Genomic DNA, 19,332 nt, shown 5'->3' with positions numbered 1-19,332 from the left:
GAAATTGATTCAATAAACTGACCGGAGTGTAATCCGGCAGTATGGATGCGAGGCGAACGTGCAACGGGTTCGCCTCATTCTTTTCGATAGACAGGGAGGAAGTAGCGTGAGTATAAGCTGGAATTCAATTGAAGGAGCAATCGAGCTGGGGCTTTTATATGCACTGATGGCACTTGGTGTATATATTACGTTCCGCATACTCGATTTTCCTGACCTTACCGTAGACGGAAGTTTTACAACAGGGGGCGCAATCGCGGCGGTGATGATCTCCAATGACTTCTCTCCTTGGCTCGCCTGTCTGGCGGCAATGGCTGGCGGTATGGTAGCCGGGGCTTGTACGGGCCTGCTTCATACCAAAGGCAAGATTAATGGATTGTTATCCGGGATCTTGATGATGATCGCGCTCTACTCCATTAATATGCGTATTCTTGGCGCACCGAATAAATCCATTATGGGTATGGATAATCCATTCTCAGGTGAGCATGTCATGGTACTGATTATTATCGTGGTACTCGTGTTCAAAATAATGCTCGATCTGTTCATGAAAACAGATGTTGGACTGGCGCTCCGCGCCACAGGGGATAACAAACGCATGATTCGCAGTTTTGGTGCAAATACGGATGTGACTACGATTGTAGGTGTCAGCCTGTCCAATGGACTGGTAGCCCTGTCTGGCGCATTTATTGCCCAGCAATCCGGCTTTGCGGACATCACGATGGGGATCGGCATGATCGTCATTGGACTGGCTTCCGTCATCATTGGTGAAGCCATCCTTGGTGCAAGAACAGTGTTCTGGGCTACACTTGCAGCGATCGTTGGTTCGATCATATACCGAATCGTGGTGGCCTTGGCCCTTCAGGTGGAGTGGTTTGACACATCCGATCTGAAGTTGATTACAGCAGTGATTGTCATCATTGCCCTTGTATTCCCAACGATGCAGCGCTCCATGAAGCAGCGAAGTCTGGCTCGCAAACGAACAGAAGAGTTGATGCGATCCGGAGGTCATCAGGCGAAGGGAGGTATGTGATCATGCTGGAAATTACACAAGTGACCAAGCTGTTTAACCCAGGCACAACGGATGAGAAAACTGCGCTCGTTGGTGTGAATCTGACGATGAATCCGGGAGATTTTGTGACGGTGATTGGTAGTAACGGGGCCGGTAAATCCACGTTGATGAACATCATCTCGGGTGTGATGAAGCCGGATATGGGTGATGTGCTGATCAATGATCGTTCCATCAAAAACCTGCCGGAGCATAAGCGCAGCAGCTGGATTGGCCGGGTGTTTCAGGACCCGATGGCAGGAACAGCACCACATATGTCCATTGAAGAAAATATGGCGATGGCATACAAACGGGGCAAAGGACGTGGACTGGGCTTCGGCGTTACCCGTACCAGACGTGAGATTTTTAACACGCAACTGGAGAAGTTGGGAATCGGACTGGAGAAGCGGCCTAACGCGAAGGTGGGTCTCTTATCAGGCGGGGAGCGGCAGGCACTCAGCCTGTTGATGGCTACGTTTACCCAGCCGCAGATTTTGCTACTGGATGAACATACGGCCGCCCTTGACCCTTCACGTGCCGAACTGATCACGGAACTGACGGAGACCCTTGTGCGTGAGATGAGACTGACCACCCTGATGGTGACGCACAATATGGAGCAGGCCATTCGTCTGGGCAATCGTTTAATCATGATGGATAAAGGCCGCATTATTCTGGATGTCAGCGAAGAGCGCAAGCGTACGTTGACCGTGCCGGAGTTGCTCGGTGAATTCGAGCGCATTAGCGGCAAAAAAATGGCAGATGACCGGGTTGTACTCGGTTAAAACAAAGGAATAACTTTGTTCCAAGAATAAGCGTTTCGTACTATAACAAGCTCTTTATTACAGAAACCTTTTGCGTTCTCGCAAAGGTTTTTTGTGGTATGTTGAAAACACGATGAGAAGAATACATGGGAGGAACCAGGCATGTCTTTACAATTGGATGAAGGGACATACACCGTAACCCGGCGTACGGATTCCATTCGCCTGCTGGCAAAGGAATTTGCACTTTTTCATTTTTTATATGAGAACAAGGATAAAGTCTTCACGCGCAGCCAACTGTTGGACCGGGTATGGCCGCTGGAGTATCCCGTTGAACGCACGGTGGACGATCATATCTATCGGCTGCGCAAGAAATTAAAACGTTGGGATGAGATTAGTCTGGATACGGTACGGGGATACGGATATCGGCTTACGGTGCAAGAGAACAAGTCCGCTCTACCCGCCAGCCCTTCTGTTCAGGACCCAGAAATGCAGGAAGTCATTCACGGATTACTTCGTAAATATCACTTGTTTGGGCAGGGAAATGCCATACAGACCTTGGTTCAACAGCAAGAAGCGCTTGGCATTCAGATTGTCCCGTATTATCAGTTGTATATCCGTTTTATACAGGGGAATCTGGAGTGGCTGATTACAACGAAAGAAATTGCTTTTGAAGAACGCTTATACTGGTTATTAATTTTTGTCCACTCGCTAATTGAACCATCAGAAAGCTTACCCTTGTATGAGCAGGCATTGAGTTCATCTGCTTTATCTGCCGATCAGCTTCGGGAACTTCGCATTCTGAACATCGTTGAAGTCTATGTAGAGGCGGGCCAGTATCAACGTGCCAAAACGCAGCTTGAAGAAACGTATCGTGTAATAGAGACTGACGAGCTGAAGAACTTCAGACTTCCTGTAGCACTTGCAGCGTTGTATGTGGAACTTTGGGGTGGCAGTGGTGAAGCGATTGAAGCTCAGATGTCAGTCCTGCGGTCAGGATTGAAGGATGCCCCCTATCTGCGGGAGATCGGACGTTTTCAGGTGATGGAGGGGTTGTGGTTGCTTCGGCAAGGGCGAGTGCGTGAAGCGGAACTTAGAATGGATGACGGTCTGGACGTATTGAAAATGTCGCTGAATGCACCGCTATATCTGAATGCTGCATATCAGATTCTCCTGTTCATGGATCAACATCGAATTGAAGGCAGACTGCGCAGTAAATATCGTCAAGTGTATGCAGAGATCGGTAAAAATTATGGTGTTCCCACATATAAACAACGAATTGTAGATGAAATACGTAAATTTTTATCCCCTATCTCCCCGTCCTCTGATCTTCCTCTGATATAACCCTCTTATGATTACAGCCAAGGAACATACAGACCGCACACGGCTGTAATCAAGGGAGGAAGTACACGTATGACCGTCATTTCAAATGAACCCACATCCAATGAATCCACCGAACCCTCCGCTTCATCTGCGGAATCCTCCGGAAGTTTATGGACCAATCTCCGGTTTGTCCGCATGTTTATCGCATATTCGCTGGCTACGTTTGGAGACTGGTTCGATGCACTCGCCATCCAGGTAATGGTGGCCTACCGATGGGGTGCCGATCCGCTGATCATTGCCCTTATTCCTGTATGTATGGCTGTTCCAGGTATACTGTTGGGCTCCTTTGCAGGTGCCCTGGCAGATCGACTGCACAAAGTGAAAATCATGATCCTGTGTGATGTAATCACCGTGGGATTAACCGTTGCTATTTTATTCGCACCAAGTCCGGTATGGCTGCTTCCACTTCTCGCCCTGCGAGCGATGATGGGAGTGTTCCATGTCCCCGCCCAGCAGGCGCTAACCCGCCAGGTAGTGGCAGAAGAGCATCTGTTTCAGGCATCGTCTCTAAACGGTTTTGTGAGCCAGTGTTCTAAAGTGGCGGGACCACTTCTAGGTGCAGTCATTTTGGCCTTCTTTTCACCACAAATCTGTATTGTCATTAATGCCTGTACCCGCCTGTTATCAGGTGCGGTATTGTGGCCCTTGCGGCATTTGGTGGAGAAGTCGGAGTCTGCTGAATCAGACGGAAGTGCTTATAGTGAAAAGGATGGATCGGAATCTTTGTTCTCCCAGTGGAAGCAAGGCTGGCGTTTTATACAGAGCAGTCGTACCGTGCTGAGTACGATTCTGTTCGGCTGTTTTGGACTCATGGCTATCCTGATGATCGATTATCAATTTACGACCCTGTTTCGGGAGATCAAGCCGGGGAATGAATCGCTGCTAGGTTGGCTGGGTTCATCGGCAGGTGCCGGAGCCGTAGTCATCATTTTGTTGTTAAATCGTCTGCCGAGAATAGGGTATGGGTGGGGGCTTGGTGGAGGATATCTGTTCGTCGGGGCCGGAATTGCTGCATTAGGGTGGATTGGCCCAGAAACACCTGAAATATGGATCATTATCTGGGGGCTATGCATTGGAGTTGGCAATGGGCTCTTTATGGTGACGCTGAATTATTTGTTGCAAAAGGAAACCCCTCCTGCCTATGTAGGACGCGTCTTTGGCATTCAAAATTCACTATCCAGTGTTGTACTTGTCGTAGCTCCACTTGCAGGTGGAGCGCTCATTCGAGTTGCAGGGCCGAGCCCCACCTTCCAATATATCGGTCTCGCTACGCTGGTGATTGGTCTTGCCGGCATACTGCTACAGCGCATCCTATGGGAAGGGAAGCAGCCTCTCCTATCGGAAGCAAAAGAGACCATTCCGCAGGAATCGGTCTGACAGCCTCGTTCGGTCAACATTGTATATCCACGTTCCATCTGCAATAAAACGAACAGCCGCTTCCGTATTCATCCGAAGGCGGTTGTTTGCACGTTGTAATTGTTGTGCATCGCATAACAAATTAGACCTCCCACCAAGCGAAATAAGCAGTAGAGGCCAACAGTCCACCAACCGAAAGTGATCCGCTGACAGAGAGGTTAATGGCTTGACCTGGAGGAACCACATAACGGCCAAATTCATTGGATAGAAAAGGCCCCGCTTGAAGGGGCATTGCCATCAATGAGGTCGCTCCTGAAGGCGCAGCAGAAGAGAATCGTACGATGGCTGCACTGGTATTGCTGCTGGAAAGGTTGCTGTTGACCGCCGTGAGTGTACTGGGAGAGCTTAGCGTTCCATTTGCGGTCAGACTCATGGAACCGCTGAAGGATGACAACAGATTCAGTGCAACGGTGATTCCACCAGAGAGCCGTGATACGTATAGTGTTCTCCCACTCCCTGCGGGATTGGCCAATTGTACGGTGGCGATAACCGTTCCTCCCAGCAATCCCAGTGTTGTGGAGTTGGTGGAACCTGCATTGTACAGATTGCCTGTGCTGCCAGCATTATTCTCCGGAGGAGCAACAATGCCGGGAGAAATATATGTGTTCGTGTTGGACGTATAGACGGGCAGATTTAATGGATTAAATACATTGTGGTTCGGCACAGTGTGCACCTCCTTTTATCAGGATCATGTTCAGAATTCCCACCAGAAGAGATTAATGGCTGCAGTCTGACTGCCAGTTCCTAAACTAATGGATAGTGATTGTCCCGGTGGAACAAGAATGGAACCGTTTAAATCCAAAGAGTACATTCCCGCAGTGAGAGGTATGCTGAGCAAACTAGTGAAAGTACCCCCAAGCGTGCCCGTATTTTGCCTTGTGGTAACGATGCTGGTATTGGCGTTGCCGAGCAACGTATTGACGGGTGTAGGTGTGCTTCCTGCCGTCACCGTGCCTCCGGAATAAACGACCAGTGTAGCTGCAGAAGTTGTACCTCCCGAAAGGCTGGCAATACGTAATGTTCTGCCACTTCCACTCGCATTCAGGATTTGAAGAAGAAGGTTTTGGCTGGAAGGGATCGCTGTAGTATTGGTCGTCAGGGCAAAAAAACTGCCTGCCGCAGCCGCACCGGTATCTACTGAAGCTTCAATACCCGGGGCTGCATAAGTGTTGGTCAGTTGAGTGAACAGGGGCCCATTAGACTGGTTGAATACATTAGAGTTTGTCATCTTGTCCCCCCTCTGAATAGATGGAAATGGTCTCGCGATACTATTTGTTTCGCATGTCCTCATTACTTGCATTGTATGTAAGAACAAGAGAAAGCGTTTGGGAACGGACTGCAAATTCCAAAATAACGGCAGATGCCGTGCCCGTATATCCGATCCGGGCATACGATGCGTAAGCACATTTTTTAAGGGGAAATCGAGATGAGTCGAACAGCGAAGCGAAGCAAGAAGAGAACGAAGCAACCAACCAAATATGTAAGCCGTCGTCGCTCACGTCATTCCTGCCGCGCTAAATTGCTGAAACCCCCTTGTTCCCGGATTACTCGTCCCCGGTTCAAGCAGGGTACTTCCTCACGTACGAAACTCCCTGGTGCTATTCATTGTTTTACAGAGCATACGTATGTCGGGGCCGAAACCAGCAGCAGCATGAATTCCCTCCCGGCACAAGACACCTCATCACTCAGCATGTACACCTATGGCGTTGTGAATCGCGGGAAACATCCGGCTCTTGTACAGATCCAGATCAGTCCCAATGCCTCAGACTATGCCGTGGACAGCCAGGAGGTGGTCGCGGGAGGACAGACCAAAGCGCTGGTACCTTTGCGATTTTTGCATTATACCCGGCTTGCAATTCGATCCGTTGAACCGGATCAACCGACCCGGCTTGATGTTTACTTTCAGGCGCAGCGTATGCCGTAGGGAGTAGGAATATACAGATTTGACCAGGGAGGAGGACGAGGCACATGCCTAACTTTACGACGTTTAATACGAATCCGGATAATCTGAGAACGTTGATTTTCGGCCAGGATAGTACAGGGACAGCCCAGCCTATCAGAACCGATACAAGCGGGAATGTGGTTGGCATTATTTTGGACGGGACCATTAGTAATATCTCAGGTCTGACTACCGTTACAATTAACGCAGGAACCATTACCAACATTCTGAACGGAACCATTACGAGTGTACTTGGAGCGACCATCACGGCAGGTACGATTAATAGTGTGCTGGGAGCCACCGTAACCGCAGGTACATTAACGAATTTGCTAAATGGTACAATCACAAGTGTATTGGGAGCGACGATTACTGCCGGAACGATTACGAGTGTGCTGGGAGCCACTGTAACTGCCGGAACATTGACAAACCTTCTGAATGGTACGATCACGAGTGTGCTGGGAGCCACCGTAACAGCAGGAACATTGACGAATCTGTTGAATGGTACGATCACAAGTGTATTGGGAGCGACAATTACCGCCGGAACGATCACGAGTGTGCTTGGAGCCACCGTAACCGCAGGAACATTGACGAATCTGCTAAATGGTACGATCACAAGTGTATTGGGAGCAACGATTACTGCTGGAACAATCACGAGTGTGCTTGGAGCGACGATTACAGCGGGGACCATTACAGGTATACTCGGAGCAACCATCACCGCAGGAACACTAACGAACTTATTGAACGGAACGATCACGAGTGTACTCGGAGCAACGGTAACAGCGGGTACGTTGACGAACTTGCTGAATGGTACGATTACAAGCGTATTGGGAGCAACGATTACTGCCGGAACGATTACAAGTGTGCTTGGAGCCACCGTAACCGCAGGAACATTAACGAATCTGCTAAATGGTACGATCACAAGTGTATTGGGAGCGACGATTACTGCCGGAACGATCACGAGTGTGCTCGGAGCCACCGTAACTGCAGGAACATTGACGAACCTGTTGAATGGTACAATCACGAGTGTACTCGGAGCAACGATCACGGCTGGGACCTTGACGAATTTGTTAAACGGAACGATCACGAGTGTGCTTGGTGCTACAATTACAGCGGGAACACTTAGCAGCGTGACGTCCATTTCACAGAAGAGTTTTCAGGAATCACAGCTCATAAGCACCCCGACCGCAAACACCTTCACTGCGCTTCCAGCGGTTACGACCAGTGTGTTTGGCACGTATTCTTTCTTTGTATATAACCGGGGCCCAGGTATAAACCGGGTAGATGCTCAGGTTGAGATCAGTGCCAACGGAACGAACTGGTACACGGATGTGGCCACTGTGACTGGTATTTTGTCCGGATCAGTGGATGTACTCGTGCCGCAGCGTTTCCTCAAATATACACGTCTTTCCTACCGCTCCAGCCTAATTGGTGCACCAAGCACGATTGATGTGTTCTTCAATGGACAAGGCACATAACCCATTTATTTTTCATATAGGTACATGGAGTTCCTTTGATGGACTTCATGTATTTTTTTTGTATTGGAGGTGTTTGCATTTGAAGAACCGTTTACTTGGAATCCATATGATTGTTCAAAATGAAGAACATCACCTGCCCCGCTGTCTCGACAGCTTGAAGCCTATCGGCATGGAATGTTTTATCACGGATACGGGTTCCTCTGACCACACACCCGAGATCGCCAAAACGTACGGAGCAACGGTGTTGCATGCCCGTTGGCAAGATGATTTTGCCCATGCACGAAATATCAGTCTGCCTCTGGCAGGTACAGAATGGGTCCTGTGTCTGGACGCCGATGAGTACGTCGCGCAGGGATTGGAAGAACTGCTGAAATATTTACCTAAAGTCCATAAAAGCATTTCAAGGTTACGAATTACCATAGAGAATCGATACGGTGAAGGGTCTGAAGAGCGGGTGATATCCCAGCCTGTCAGACTATTCCGTGCTCATCAGGGATATCGATATGCGGGACGCGTCCATGAGCAGTTGGTTCGTAGTAGCCCATGCAAGCTTGCCCAGGGTGAGGTTGCTGATATGAATAACAGCGACACCGATATAGATGAAGAAGATTTATTGATCGAGACTGAACCGCTTGCGCCATTATGTCTGATTCATGATGGATATCTGGCCTCCACGATTGCGAAGGAACATAAACCAAGACGTAACCTGAAGCTGATTGAGCGGGAACTCGCAGATGAGCCTGCACAGCCTTTTCACCTGTACAATCTGGGAGTAACGTATTGCCAGCTTGGTCAGATCGAACAGGCAATTGAAGCGTTCCGGGAATCATTACGTCTCATAGAGCTGCTTGCGCCATATCGTCCAACACTGGTTAGAGATTATGCAAAGACCCTTGTAGGATCGGAACGCTATGACGAGGCGCATGCAATTCTGGCTGTGGAACGACAACGGTATCCATCCTATGCTGATCTGCACTTGTTGTACGGGGAGGCGCTGGAACAGCAGGGTTTGGAGGAGCGTGCATACCAATCCTATGCCCGAGCGGCCGATTGCCGGGAGGTATCAGATCGTGATGTGCAGAGTGATGGCGGCAGCACGTTAGGCGTGTCATATGTAACCGAAACAGGTTCTAACAGTTACAGAGCTTATACCGCGATGGCAAGAATTGCACAGAAACGGGGATTTCTAAAGGAGTCCGTACATCTGTATGAATTGGCATTGGACAGCATGTTCACATATGCTCCGGCATGGGCAGGGTTGGCAGATGTGCTGCAACAATCCGGTGAAACCGATAAGAACATAGCAGAAACATTACTCGCCAGATGCCAAGGAATCAAGGAATCGGGCCGCGGTGATTCGATTCGTGGTGAAATGCCACATTCATATGCAGTGAAGAATGAGGATCATCTGGTGTATGTGATCTATGTTCTAGCAGGCTGTGGAGCATATGAACAGGCATTGAAAATGCTGGATACAGATGCGTGTACTGCTCGTATCCATGTAGCGGATCGAATACATTGGATGTTATGTGCGAATAGGGTTTCCGAAGCACTACAACTGGCAGAAGAACACTGGAGCGTGGGTTGTGTAAATGAAGTTAATCTGCCGGCTGAGCACAGAATAGATTGGGCACTGGCTTGTTGGACCAACGGATTACGATTATCCGAGGCGTTCCTCGCAACTACGCTTCCACAAGAAAAGAACGTATGGAAGGTCATGGATCGACTGCTGAATCAGTTAACCAAAGAGCCGCGAAGCATAAAACCTGCTTCACAAGAACAAAAGCTTATGCAATGGGGTCCGCAGGCAGAGATGGTAGCAGAAAAGGTTGTGCAGCAAGCCGTAAAGACAGGACAGCTTACACTTGCTGAGCAACTGCATGAGCTGCGGGCCATGATGATGTGTGACCATTGGGGAACAACTGTAACTTTACGAAGGGAGTTTGCGAGCCTGTTATATCGTCAGGGGTATACCATAATAGCCGCGAACCTCCTGATACAGTGTATGACCGAGAGTGAACTCGATGCCGAAGGGTTATTTTGGCTAGGTGAAACGCTGTATGCCAAAGGATACGACGAACAGGCGTTGTCTCTGTTCGAACAGGCACTGGAGCAGGAACCTGCTCACCGACAGGCCCGGGCTGGAGCAGCTGTATGTTACATGCGATTGGCCTTGAAGGCAATTCAGCAGGAATGGGTTCGTTCCCCATCTGCCGAGTGGCTCATTGCACAGCATACTGCGTTGGAACAAAGATTACGTACGGCCGAGGGCATTCCCTGGCGTACGATTTTCCATGCGAGGGAAAGGAGGAATCAGCTTGCGAGCGGAACGAATTTCCCTATGCATGATCGTGAAGGATGAGGAAGAGTTACTGCCCCGTTGTCTTGCCAGTGTCCAGGGAGCGGTGGACGAAATGATTGTCGTGGACACCGGTTCGTCGGATCGTAGCGCAGAGATTGCTCGTCAGCATGGCGCGATGGTGGTGCCATTTGAGTGGTGCGATGATTTTGCCGCAGCACGGAATGCTGGCCTGGAGCAGGCTTCCGGCGACTGGATTCTTTTTCTTGATGCGGACGAGGCGCTCGATAGGGCTGCGCGGGAGCAGATCAGAAGCTGGACGGCGGTCAGCGGATGTGACGGATTGTTTTTAAACATTCATAACTATACAGGTACGGGTCAGCAGGGGGCTACGGTGAATCCGGTGTTACGTCTCTTCCGCAATGCTCCGGGTCATCGGTTTGAAGGTCGAATTCATGAGCAGATTGCAGCGGCGATCTGTCGGAATAACCCAGAAGCTGCATTTCATGTAACGGACATGATCATCCATCATTATGGGTATCAGACGGCAATTGTGGAGCGCAAAGATAAGGTGAACCGCAATGTTCGCCTGCTGGAACAGGCAGTGGAGGAAGAACCGGATCAGCCGTTCCATCACTATAATCTGGGGGTCGAGTATCTGCGTGTAGGGGAAGCGGAGCGGGCATTGGAGACGTTTGGTGTGGCTCGGTTGGGGATTGATCCTGCGGTGACCAGTTACGCGCATCTGCTGTTCAAATATGAAGTTCGTTGTCTCCAGCATCTGAATCGCTGGCAGGAGGCATTGGAGCGCATTGATGCTGCGCTTGAACTCTTTCCAGAGTACACGGATCTGATGCACCATCGCGGGGTATGTGCAGACGCATTGGGTGATGCAGATCGGGCCGAACTGTCGCTACGTGAAGCTGTTCGCATGGGGCCACCTCCGCCCATATACCATACGGAAGAAGGTATCGGAACCTATCAGACGTGGTATACGTTAGGGCGATTACTGGAAGGAAGGGCTGATCTGGAGGGTGCAGTGGATGCTTACGTGGAAGCGGTTCGCGCCAAATCCAGTCTGCTGCCGCCACTTTATCGGATATTCCGTATTATGCGAGTTTCTGGTCAGGAACATCAGATTCCAGAGCTGGTGAGGGAGCGTTTTGCACTCAGTTCGGAAGAGGCTACACACAAAGTATTGGGCATTCTGGAGCAATCCCGTTGTTATGATGCGGCTCTGCGATTGTTACCGGGTGTATCGTCACAACCCAACGGAGAGATGAGGGAGCGTTTATCCGTGGCGGAGGCGATGCTCCATATCCAGCAAGGCAGATGGAACAAGGCTCGCCTGAAACTGGAACCTGTACAACGCAAAAAAGGGTTGCTCGCAACCTCATCTGCCCGATGGCTCGAACGTTTGGAGTGGATCGAGGGGAAGGAAGTTAGCGGAGATGACCCATTGACGTTATGGTTGAAGCGTAGTTCGCAGGTGGGTGAAGCAGTAACTAAGAATGAAGAAATTGCTGCACAGACAGGGCGAACGTTGGGTCTGAGAGCGACAACAAAGAAGGACATGGACTCCAGCATGGACGGAACGGTTGCAGGAGCAGAGTATGATGGCTGGCAGGCCCTGGGTCTGATGATGGAAGGGTGTGTACAGTCAGGGAGATGGAAAGAGCTGCATAGCCTGATTCAGATGTGTCGACAGCAATTGTCTGGAGAAGGGTTATCGCCAGAAGAGAGCGCTTGTGTAGGAGAGAAAGAGGAAGGGAAGAGGAGCGAGAAGGATAAGGATATGGATAGGGAAAAAGGAGAAGATATAGGGTCATTCCCTGGATCTTTGGATACGCTGGTGGGAACCAGCTGGTTGGTAAAAGGATTGGTCAGTGCTGCGGATCATCATCTGGAGTTTTTCGCTCAGCATACAGATGGACAGCGGCATCGTTGTTGGCCTGTCGTTCAGCATATTCGTCTGGAGTTACCGGGAGCGGACGGGTTTGAGAGCTGAGAGGGATCAGGTAGGTGAGGGAGTTAAAGTGAACACAGTTCTGGGTACTGAATGGGGGCGAACTCCGTTGGTGAGGGATGGTGGTGAATGTGGAGCCAGAGATTAGCTTGTGCATGATCGTGAAGGATGAATCAGGGTCACTCCAGCGGTGCTTGAATGCAGTCAGAGATGTTGTGGATGAGATCATCGTTGTGGACACAGGTTCGGTAGACGATACACCTGAAATTGCGCGTCTTCATGGTGCCGTTGTCATCCGCGCGGAATGGAACGGAGATTTCAGTAAAGCCCGTAATCTGTCGCTGGCCGTTGCTACGAAACCGTGGATTCTGGTGCTTGATGCGGATGAAGTATGGGTACAGACCCCACCGATGAAGGCAGAACTCGTGCAGTTGTTAGCGGCAAGCAGAGACGATGTATGGGGATACTGGATACAGGTCACGAGTCTGCTGGGTGTGTCTGGTGAAGAGCGTGTGACGGATGCGGTATGTCGATTGTTCCGCAATGATCCCCGAATTGCCTTTCAGGGCAGAATTCATGAAGAGATTGCTTCTTCCATCATGGCACTGATTCCGCAAGGCGTGCTTCATTCTGAACTTGAGGTCATTCATTACGGATATCTGGAGCAGGTGATTACCGCCAAAAATAAAGGTGCACGCAACATGCAGTTGATCCGTTCCGCGTTGAATCCGGAGGGGAATCAACCGGAGCTGTTATATGCTCTGGCTGCCGAATGGTTTCAGCAAGCGAAGTATGATGAAGCACTCCGGTTGTTGCAGCCATTATTGGCGCAGCTTATGCCGGATTGTGGATATCACTCGGATCTGGTGCTGAAAACGGCTTATGCCTGGCGAGAGATTGGCAGCCCGGAACGGGCGCTTGCTGTGGTGGAAGCGTGGGCGCCGGTGTATGAGGATTTTCCGGATTTGTTGGAGCTTGGTGCTGTACTTGAACTGGATCAAGGGAGAGAGGACATGGCCTTGGACTGGTTAAAACTGGCTAAAACGGCTGCTTCCACAGCCAGCAGGTATACATCAGTCTCTGGCGCTGGAACCTACCGCAGCCTGACGCTGGAAGGCATGGCACATGAGCGGGCTGGTCGCTGGGCAGAGGCAGAAGCGGCATACACGGCGGCGCTGGGGGTGCAACCCGGCAGCTTGCCTGCATGGCAGCGGCTGTTGTTGCTGGCCGCAGCCACAGGGCGGCCGCATGCCATTGCCGGCGCAGCCACCCGCGTATGCTTGCCGCCTGTGGCATGGCAAGTGCTGATCCCGGCCGCGCTGGCTACGCATCGGCCGGAGTGGCTGCTGCGCCACGCCGCGGCGCTCGCTGCCCCGCTGCGGGCACAGCCGCTAGCCGCCGGGCTTGCGCTGGCCCAGCTGGGCGAGGACGCCGCGGCCCGGGCGGCTTTGCAGCCCTGGGCGGTGCATGCGCAGCACGGGCCAGAGGCGGCCCTGGCGCTGTGGGCGCTGGGCCACAAGCAGCCCGGCGGGCGCAACGCCCGAGCGGCGGCTCGCCGGCAGGCAGCGCTGCCCGCAGCGGCCCACGCCGCCGAGGCGCTGCTGCAGCGCGGGGCCAGGGCTCGCAGCAGCGGCAGGGCGCCTGGCCCGCTCGGCGGCGCAACGCCCGGCGTCTCTGCCGCGCCTGCGGCTGGCGACGTGCTCGCAGCTGCGCAAGCGCTCGCCGGCGTGGGCGCCTGGGCCGCTTGGCTGCGCCTGCTGCAAGCCCTGCCGCCCCGCGGCGCGCTGGCGTTGCTCGCAGCGCTTCCGCCTGCGGCACGCTGCGGGCTGCTGCGCGCACCCGCGAGCGTCCGCGAAGGGCTGCTTGCGCTATGCGGCACGCCTGCCGGCTCGCAGCAGCCCCACGCGGACGCGGTGCCCACCCCGGAGCGCGTCACTCACGCGCTCCTGGCGGGCATGCTCGCGCTGCTCGCTGGGCGGCAGAACCTGGCACGTGAATGGGCTGAATCGGCCCAACTCACTGCGCGGCAATCTGCCGCCACAGGTCGCCCGGCGACGACAATTCCGCCGGGCCTGCACATCCTGCTGCGCCTGACAGCACCCGGCGCAGCCTCTGCCAAAGAGTACACCAACCAGTGCAACATGTTACTGGTACACCTATAATTTATCTTATCTCTAATCTTATTCCTAATTCCCCAATCCCTGTAATCCCCAACTGTTTCTCAATTGATCTCCGATTGAAATTGCAAAAGAGCAACGGAGCTACCGGTAATCGGAGCATTGCCCGAACCGTGTATTGTTCCGTTGCTAATGGGTCGAGCCCTTAAGCCCTCAATTTTCCACTCTGCACTTAACTCAACGTAACCCAATTTGTCTCAACCTTTGCATATCACCGCTCGAAAACAGCGAATCGGCGTGCCGTACATGTCAGACCAGATGGCATCGTCCGGTTCTTCCACATTCAGCTTATCCTTAATGGTTAGTCCGGTAACCGCCATGATCGTTTCCAGCAGATCAGGGCGCATCTCGGGTACATCGAAGGTAGCGATCAACTGTCCATTCGGCTTCAGCACCCGGGCGAATTCACGGAAAGCTCGCAGCATTGTGCCCGTATCCAGATGTTCCAGTACAGAGATACAGAACACCCGATCAAACTTACCCGACTCGTACGGAAGCTGGGCCAGATTAGCCTTTGCACGGTGCAATCGGACAAAAGTGGATTCCGGCAGATCCTGAGCGGCAAGCTCGCCAAAATCAGAAGCAATATCCAGTCTTATCGCCTCTTCAGACAAAATGCGTTCATCCCAATCGCAGGCGTGAACCTCGCGGCAGTGTTCGGCAAGCCAGAATTTGAACGGATGGGAGATGCCGCAGGCTGCATCAAGGACCACATCGTCTGAACGTGCAAACCGCCGGGCCCATTCATATTCGTAGGGACGGCTCCACCATGCCGGATGCAGGGGGAAGACCAATGTGTCCGTTTTAGGGTCACTTTGCCTAATGTATCTTGATTCCATGAATTCCGGTGCCTTGGGCGTATCCATCATCCCCGAATTCCCTCCTTTAATCCTGTCTCTGCCAAAAAAGATTCCAACACCGTGCTCCACCGGCTCCGCCACCTGGCAAGATCATAGGACAGTGCAGTCTCGCGCGCATAGATTCCCAGTCGTTCTCGCTCGGACCGATCCTGTACGAGACGAACCAGAGCAGCGGTTAGTTCCTGCTCGCCGGGAGGTACCAAAAGCCCGTTAAAACCATCCTGAATCAGATCATTCAATCCGCCAACATTGGAGGCAATCACCGGAAGTCCACAGCTCATCGCTTCCAGACAGGCATAGGAGGTACCCTCCGAAAATATGGTTGGAATTACGGCGATATCTGCCTGATGGTAGGCCTCCCGAATATCCCGGAAATCATACGTGCGCTGGTTAATTCGCTCCGCATGTGGATGAGTACGATGCCAATAACGAAAGGCTCTCCCGATCGTACTTCCTTCAACCAGTTCCCCGGCAAATTCAATCTCCAGATCCGGAAAAGCCCCCAGCAGTTTATCTGCTGCCAGCATCATTGGAATAATGCCCCGTTCCATGCTGATTCGACGCGGATATATTATGCGAATTGGGCGGGGAGAGGTCAAGCGGACATCCATAGTTTTCTGTTCAACCTGTCCCTGAGACGAACCATTAACCTGATATTCAGCATCTGCTGCTATTACAATATCCGTAGCCCAATCCGTTGAATTCAGGTGGTTACGAGCAACCGTGTACGATTCGCCATGTACCTCGGCTTTTTCCAGTTTTGATAACTCCAAATGGAGATCTACCGCTCCCTTCTCCTCTCGTTTTTGATCGCTATCTGTATCCCCACCACCATCTCCGTTAGCCTTCCCATTGTACGCTCCATCACCACTCGGTCCACCCTTGCTTTCCACAGCTTTCATCCCTGATATAACTGCACCGGCATTCTCCTCATGACTCGCCAGATCGGTCTTCCATGCGGCAAGCCATTCGTCTTCCTGTTCCTGCTCGAAGGTTCGTGTTGGCGGGGCAGGTATGAAATAGGACGTATCCACTGCATTCGGAATCAGGACGACCTGTCTTGGATCGGTATAGGTGCACGCAGCCCGGCAAAAGGTCTGGAAATGGGAATCCACGGATACAATGCGCACGAGTCCATCCAGAGCCAATTGAATATGTTCCGCCACTTGTTGTTTGGTCTCCAGTGGCAGTCCGGGACGATCCCAGTTAATGCCGTGACAGATACCAAGACTGCCTGGTTTGTAGGTGATGGGTTGCCACAGACAGCTTGCATAGATCACTGGGCCGCGCGCCGCTGCTGCCATTCGATCAAAGGCTTCCGGTACATTATCCATGTCGTACGAATAACCGAATACGTCAATCTGCTCCGTCCGAGTCTGGAATGCTTCAAAATAGGACAGTTGATGAACCTCGGGAATATGTCCGAGTCCACGGATGACACTGCACAGATCCAGAATATATCGCTCCAGCCCACCACCAAATACTCGACCAAATTCCCGGTTATACCCGTCGGTGAAGCTATGCGTCAGAATACTCACCACGCCCATCTCACGGTCCCTCCTTCCAGGGAACCAGCCGAGGTTCCGGATCGAGAATCGACTCGTAATGTGCGAGATTGCCCCACTCACCGCTAGGATCAATGCGCTTGTAACGCAAATATTTACGAACCCGGTCCTCCAGACTGCCTGCCCAGCCGAGATGCTGAACCTTCAGTTCCGTGCTGACTCCAGGCAATACGGTGCAGGATAAGGGGAGACGGGGGACATGATGATTCTGTTGTGGATAGAAATAAGGATATCCAGGCATATAACGTACAAGTGAAGCGGTATGCCGCTTGTGCAGGCACCAGAGATCATCTTCCCGGTAATGGGTCCGGCCACCCCACATATCGTAGAAACGGAATGCAAACCAGTCTGCATACTCCTGATTAATCAGCGTACGTATGGCTTTCTTGGCCTCTGTGCTGTACAGCTCATCCGCATCAACCGAGAGCAACCAGTCGGGACTCGTTCCCGCCGCCGCTTGCCATAAGGTGTTGCGAAGTCGCCATTCTTCGGCGAACAACGGTTTCTCCAATACCTCCAGACGCACCACCTTCGGATAGGCTTTGCATAGATCCGGGGTTCCGTCTGTGCTGGCATCGTCCACAATCACGATCTCATCCACGAACTCACTCAGATCATGCAATACTTCTTCAAGGTATCGGCCGCGTTCATTGCGAACCTGGAGCATGGCGGTCAGCTTGTTGCCTTTGCTTTTGCGAACCCGACGAATGGAGAAGGGCTCTTTGAATACACTTGTTTCTTCTTGGGTTACAGTATCCTTTTCTCCGAGACCTTTAGAATCGCCCCAGTGATGCACTTGGCTTCGGATATCCTGCGTTTGTGGTGCATGATCCGGCGCGTGATCGCCATTTCCCAATGCGTCTGTATGTGTCCGATCGACTGTTTCCGTTGGCATGTAAGTGGTTTCGGTTCGAATATCCCTGTGCACCATTGGCCCATTCAACTGTTGTCTGCGCTTCTTCGGGTCCAGCATCATGGCACCTCCCCAAGCAATTGCTGTACAGCATGATCCAACAGCTCCAGCTCGACAATCCGGGCGAGGGCATCTTCATCCTCCAGTGCCGTTTCGAGAAAATGTCTGACTGCCCCGTGTCTGTCCCCTCGCAGAGCCAGGGCAATTCCGGATAATTGCTGATAATCTTGGCGACTGGCATCATCCTGAATATCGACTGCATGCACCAGAGCCAGTGCCTCTTCCACGCGTCCTGTCTCCTGATAAATGCGGAATTTCCAATGTCTCGCGGTTTCTCCGCCAAGTTCGTCCAGGATGCGCAGCGCGGTTCCGTAATCATCGTTCATACGCAATAATTCCGCTCGTACAAGTTGATCTTCTCCTGCCTCCAACCAGCGACATAACTGTTCATAATGATGTCGTTCCTGTTCGTCGGCTGCACTAATTCCGTACACCAGCAAGGCGTCCTCCAACTGCCCGGCCCGGGCATGGATGGCAGACAGGAAGCGATAGTGGGAGAGCACACAATCACTACGACCATTCATGACTGCATGGGTGAATGCTTCTTGTAACGAATGGATGGCCCGAGGATCTTCAAGCAAGTACTCATAAGCTGCCAGCAAAAAGGATATGGTCTCATGTGCACCTGCTTTGGCTCGAAGCTGGCGATAGAAGTCGGCACGTACACTGCATTGAAGCAGGGTGACGCTATCCGGAGTGCCTGACAGGATCTGCCGCAGCGCATGCAGGAAGAACAGTTCGTAGTCCCGGAGAGGGACTTCGAGATCATCCTTTTGCATCGTACCCGCGGGTGAATGATCTTCGCCTCCTAGCCAGATGGCGCGTACGCCTTGGAATAACAGCTTCATATATCGTGTTTCGGAGGATGTACCGACCAGATCGGCGATGCCCACCAGTTTGGAAATACTGCTCTCCCACAGGGGGGAAGATGCTTCGTCTCCGGCAGGCTCAGGGAGCAGGGCAATACATAGCTCTGGTTCCAGCGAAGCTGCAGCCATGAGCCAGTAGGGATGAGTAACCACTGCCACGGTGCGGGGTTCCAGCAATAGCTGCTCGGCTTCAGATAGGGAGATCACGGTGATAACCGCAGGTACATCCACTGTTTGCGTCAGGCTGCTGACATAGTAGACCTCGCCCTCGATCGACAGCAGTGCAGCAATATCGGGATAGGGAAAGGATGACCATCCTCCTTTGCGAGGGAAGAGAACATATCGTACAGGGGGCTGTGCTGCGCTGGCCTTATCCGGGCTGGCTTCGGATTCTTCACCTGGTAACGGCACAGGTTTTTCCATGAATCGCTCACCTCACCTTGACTGTAATATGGAGCGTCTTTCGCTATGCATGTGCTTCATGCTTCCACTTCATATGTAAAGCCATTACGGCACTTCGCATGATATGCCTGAGACTAACATATGGGCATTCCGTCCCAAACATGAGTATCTTCCATGAATAGATGAAGTAGGCAAGCTTTTATAGAGT

General features: G+C 52.0%; 15 protein-coding genes. 9 read left to right on the top strand and 6 right to left on the bottom strand.

What is annotated here, in order from left to right:
• Positions 1-166 precede the first annotated feature (166 nt).
• The 4 genes from NKT06_RS29795 to NKT06_RS29780 all read left to right on the top strand — a co-directional run bounded on the left by NKT06_RS29795 (position 167) and on the right by NKT06_RS29780 (position 4,560).
• Positions 167-1,027, top strand: coding sequence for an ABC transporter permease (locus tag NKT06_RS29795; RefSeq protein ID WP_051154091.1), 861 nt, complete (start codon positions 167-169; stop codon positions 1,025-1,027).
• 2 nt (positions 1,028-1,029) lie between these two features.
• Entirely contained in the window at positions 1,030-1,824 is a 795-nt protein-coding gene (locus NKT06_RS29790; protein WP_253441691.1) for an ABC transporter ATP-binding protein, read from the top strand.
• Between the two features lie 141 nt (positions 1,825-1,965).
• Positions 1,966-3,144 (top strand): winged helix-turn-helix domain-containing protein, encoded by a 1,179-nt coding sequence (locus tag NKT06_RS29785; protein WP_253441689.1) that lies wholly within the window; start codon positions 1,966-1,968, stop codon positions 3,142-3,144.
• Positions 3,145-3,213: 69 nt separating this feature from the next.
• A complete protein-coding gene (locus NKT06_RS29780) occupies positions 3,214-4,560 on the top strand; it encodes an MFS transporter (protein ID WP_253441687.1) in 1,347 nt (448 codons plus the stop codon).
• Positions 4,561-4,681: 121 nt separating this feature from the next.
• Here NKT06_RS29780 and NKT06_RS29775 read toward each other — a convergent pair whose 3' ends face one another.
• Both NKT06_RS29775 and NKT06_RS29770 read right to left on the bottom strand, forming a co-directional pair.
• Positions 4,682-5,263: a hypothetical protein gene (locus NKT06_RS29775; protein ID WP_253441686.1), complete on the bottom strand. Its 582-nt coding sequence runs from the start codon at positions 5,261-5,263 to the stop codon at positions 4,682-4,684.
• Positions 5,264-5,293: 30 nt separating this feature from the next.
• Complete coding sequence (locus NKT06_RS29770; protein WP_253441684.1) at positions 5,294-5,827, bottom strand: hypothetical protein; 534 nt, start codon at positions 5,825-5,827, stop codon at positions 5,294-5,296.
• Between the two features lie 198 nt (positions 5,828-6,025).
• Here NKT06_RS29770 and NKT06_RS29765 point away from each other — a divergent pair, with 198 nt between their 5' ends.
• The 5 genes from NKT06_RS29765 to NKT06_RS29745 all read left to right on the top strand — a co-directional run bounded on the left by NKT06_RS29765 (position 6,026) and on the right by NKT06_RS29745 (position 14,440).
• Positions 6,026-6,523 (top strand): DUF6385 domain-containing protein, encoded by a 498-nt coding sequence (locus tag NKT06_RS29765; protein WP_253441682.1) that lies wholly within the window; start codon positions 6,026-6,028, stop codon positions 6,521-6,523.
• Positions 6,524-6,567: 44 nt separating this feature from the next.
• Positions 6,568-8,013: a DUF6385 domain-containing protein gene (locus tag NKT06_RS29760; protein ID WP_253441680.1), complete on the top strand. Its 1,446-nt coding sequence runs from the start codon at positions 6,568-6,570 to the stop codon at positions 8,011-8,013.
• Between the two features lie 79 nt (positions 8,014-8,092).
• On the top strand, positions 8,093-10,375 hold the full coding sequence (locus tag NKT06_RS29755; RefSeq protein WP_253441678.1) for a glycosyltransferase: 2,283 nt from the start codon (positions 8,093-8,095) through the stop codon (positions 10,373-10,375).
• A complete protein-coding gene (locus tag NKT06_RS29750) occupies positions 10,332-12,320 on the top strand; it encodes a tetratricopeptide repeat-containing glycosyltransferase family 2 protein (RefSeq protein WP_253441676.1) in 1,989 nt (662 codons plus the stop codon). The genes NKT06_RS29755 and NKT06_RS29750 overlap by 44 nt, the downstream gene beginning before the upstream one ends.
• A gap of 113 nt (positions 12,321-12,433) precedes the next feature.
• The gene (locus tag NKT06_RS29745) at positions 12,434-14,440 is read left to right on the top strand and encodes a glycosyltransferase (protein WP_253441674.1); all 2,007 of its coding nucleotides are present in this window, start codon (positions 12,434-12,436) and stop codon (positions 14,438-14,440) included.
• A gap of 212 nt (positions 14,441-14,652) precedes the next feature.
• Here the strand turns inward: NKT06_RS29745 and NKT06_RS29740 are convergent, their stop codons facing one another.
• The 4 genes from NKT06_RS29740 to NKT06_RS29725 are packed head-to-tail and all read right to left on the bottom strand — an operon-like array spanning position 14,653 to position 19,145.
• Entirely contained in the window at positions 14,653-15,324 is a 672-nt protein-coding gene (locus tag NKT06_RS29740; RefSeq protein WP_253441673.1) for a class I SAM-dependent methyltransferase, read from the bottom strand.
• Positions 15,321-16,862, bottom strand: a complete 1,542-nt coding sequence (locus NKT06_RS29735) for a glycosyltransferase family 4 protein (RefSeq protein WP_253441671.1) — start codon at positions 16,860-16,862, stop codon at positions 15,321-15,323. Before NKT06_RS29735 ends, NKT06_RS29740 begins: the two co-directional genes overlap by 4 nt.
• A gap of 1 nt (position 16,863) precedes the next feature.
• On the bottom strand, positions 16,864-17,856 hold the full coding sequence (locus NKT06_RS29730; protein WP_253441669.1) for a glycosyltransferase: 993 nt from the start codon (positions 17,854-17,856) through the stop codon (positions 16,864-16,866).
• Positions 17,853-19,145: a tetratricopeptide repeat protein gene (locus NKT06_RS29725; protein WP_253441667.1), complete on the bottom strand. Its 1,293-nt coding sequence runs from the start codon at positions 19,143-19,145 to the stop codon at positions 17,853-17,855. Before NKT06_RS29725 ends, NKT06_RS29730 begins: the two co-directional genes overlap by 4 nt.
• Between the last annotated feature and the right edge of the window lie 187 nt (positions 19,146-19,332).

Source organism: Paenibacillus sp. 1781tsa1 (assembly GCF_024159265.1).
Classification (GTDB): Bacteria; Bacillota; Bacilli; order Paenibacillales; family Paenibacillaceae; genus Paenibacillus.
This window is presented reverse-complemented; position numbering and strand designations above follow the sequence as displayed.

Bases quoted from the DNA above. Each gene is read 5' to 3' on its own strand.
- NKT06_RS29740 (WP_253441673.1), bottom strand. From the start codon at position 15,324: ATGATGGATACGCCCAAGGCACCGGAATTCATGGAATCAAGATACATT.
- NKT06_RS29795 (WP_051154091.1), top strand. From the start codon at position 167: ATGGCACTTGGTGTATATATTACGTTCCGCATACTCGATTTTCCTGAC.
- NKT06_RS29770 (WP_253441684.1), bottom strand. From the start codon at position 5,827: ATGACAAACTCTAATGTATTCAACCAGTCTAATGGGCCCCTGTTCACT.
- NKT06_RS29790 (WP_253441691.1), top strand. From the start codon at position 1,030: ATGCTGGAAATTACACAAGTGACCAAGCTGTTTAACCCAGGCACAACG.
- NKT06_RS29730 (WP_253441669.1), bottom strand. From the start codon at position 17,856: ATGATGCTGGACCCGAAGAAGCGCAGACAACAGTTGAATGGGCCAATG.
- NKT06_RS29785 (WP_253441689.1), top strand. From the start codon at position 1,966: ATGTCTTTACAATTGGATGAAGGGACATACACCGTAACCCGGCGTACG.
- NKT06_RS29725 (WP_253441667.1), bottom strand. From the start codon at position 19,145: ATGGAAAAACCTGTGCCGTTACCAGGTGAAGAATCCGAAGCCAGCCCG.
- NKT06_RS29765 (WP_253441682.1), top strand. From the start codon at position 6,026: ATGAGTCGAACAGCGAAGCGAAGCAAGAAGAGAACGAAGCAACCAACC.
- NKT06_RS29745 (WP_253441674.1), top strand. From the start codon at position 12,434: ATGATCGTGAAGGATGAATCAGGGTCACTCCAGCGGTGCTTGAATGCA.
- NKT06_RS29760 (WP_253441680.1), top strand. From the start codon at position 6,568: ATGCCTAACTTTACGACGTTTAATACGAATCCGGATAATCTGAGAACG.
- NKT06_RS29780 (WP_253441687.1), top strand. From the start codon at position 3,214: ATGACCGTCATTTCAAATGAACCCACATCCAATGAATCCACCGAACCC.
- NKT06_RS29735 (WP_253441671.1), bottom strand. From the start codon at position 16,862: ATGGGCGTGGTGAGTATTCTGACGCATAGCTTCACCGACGGGTATAAC.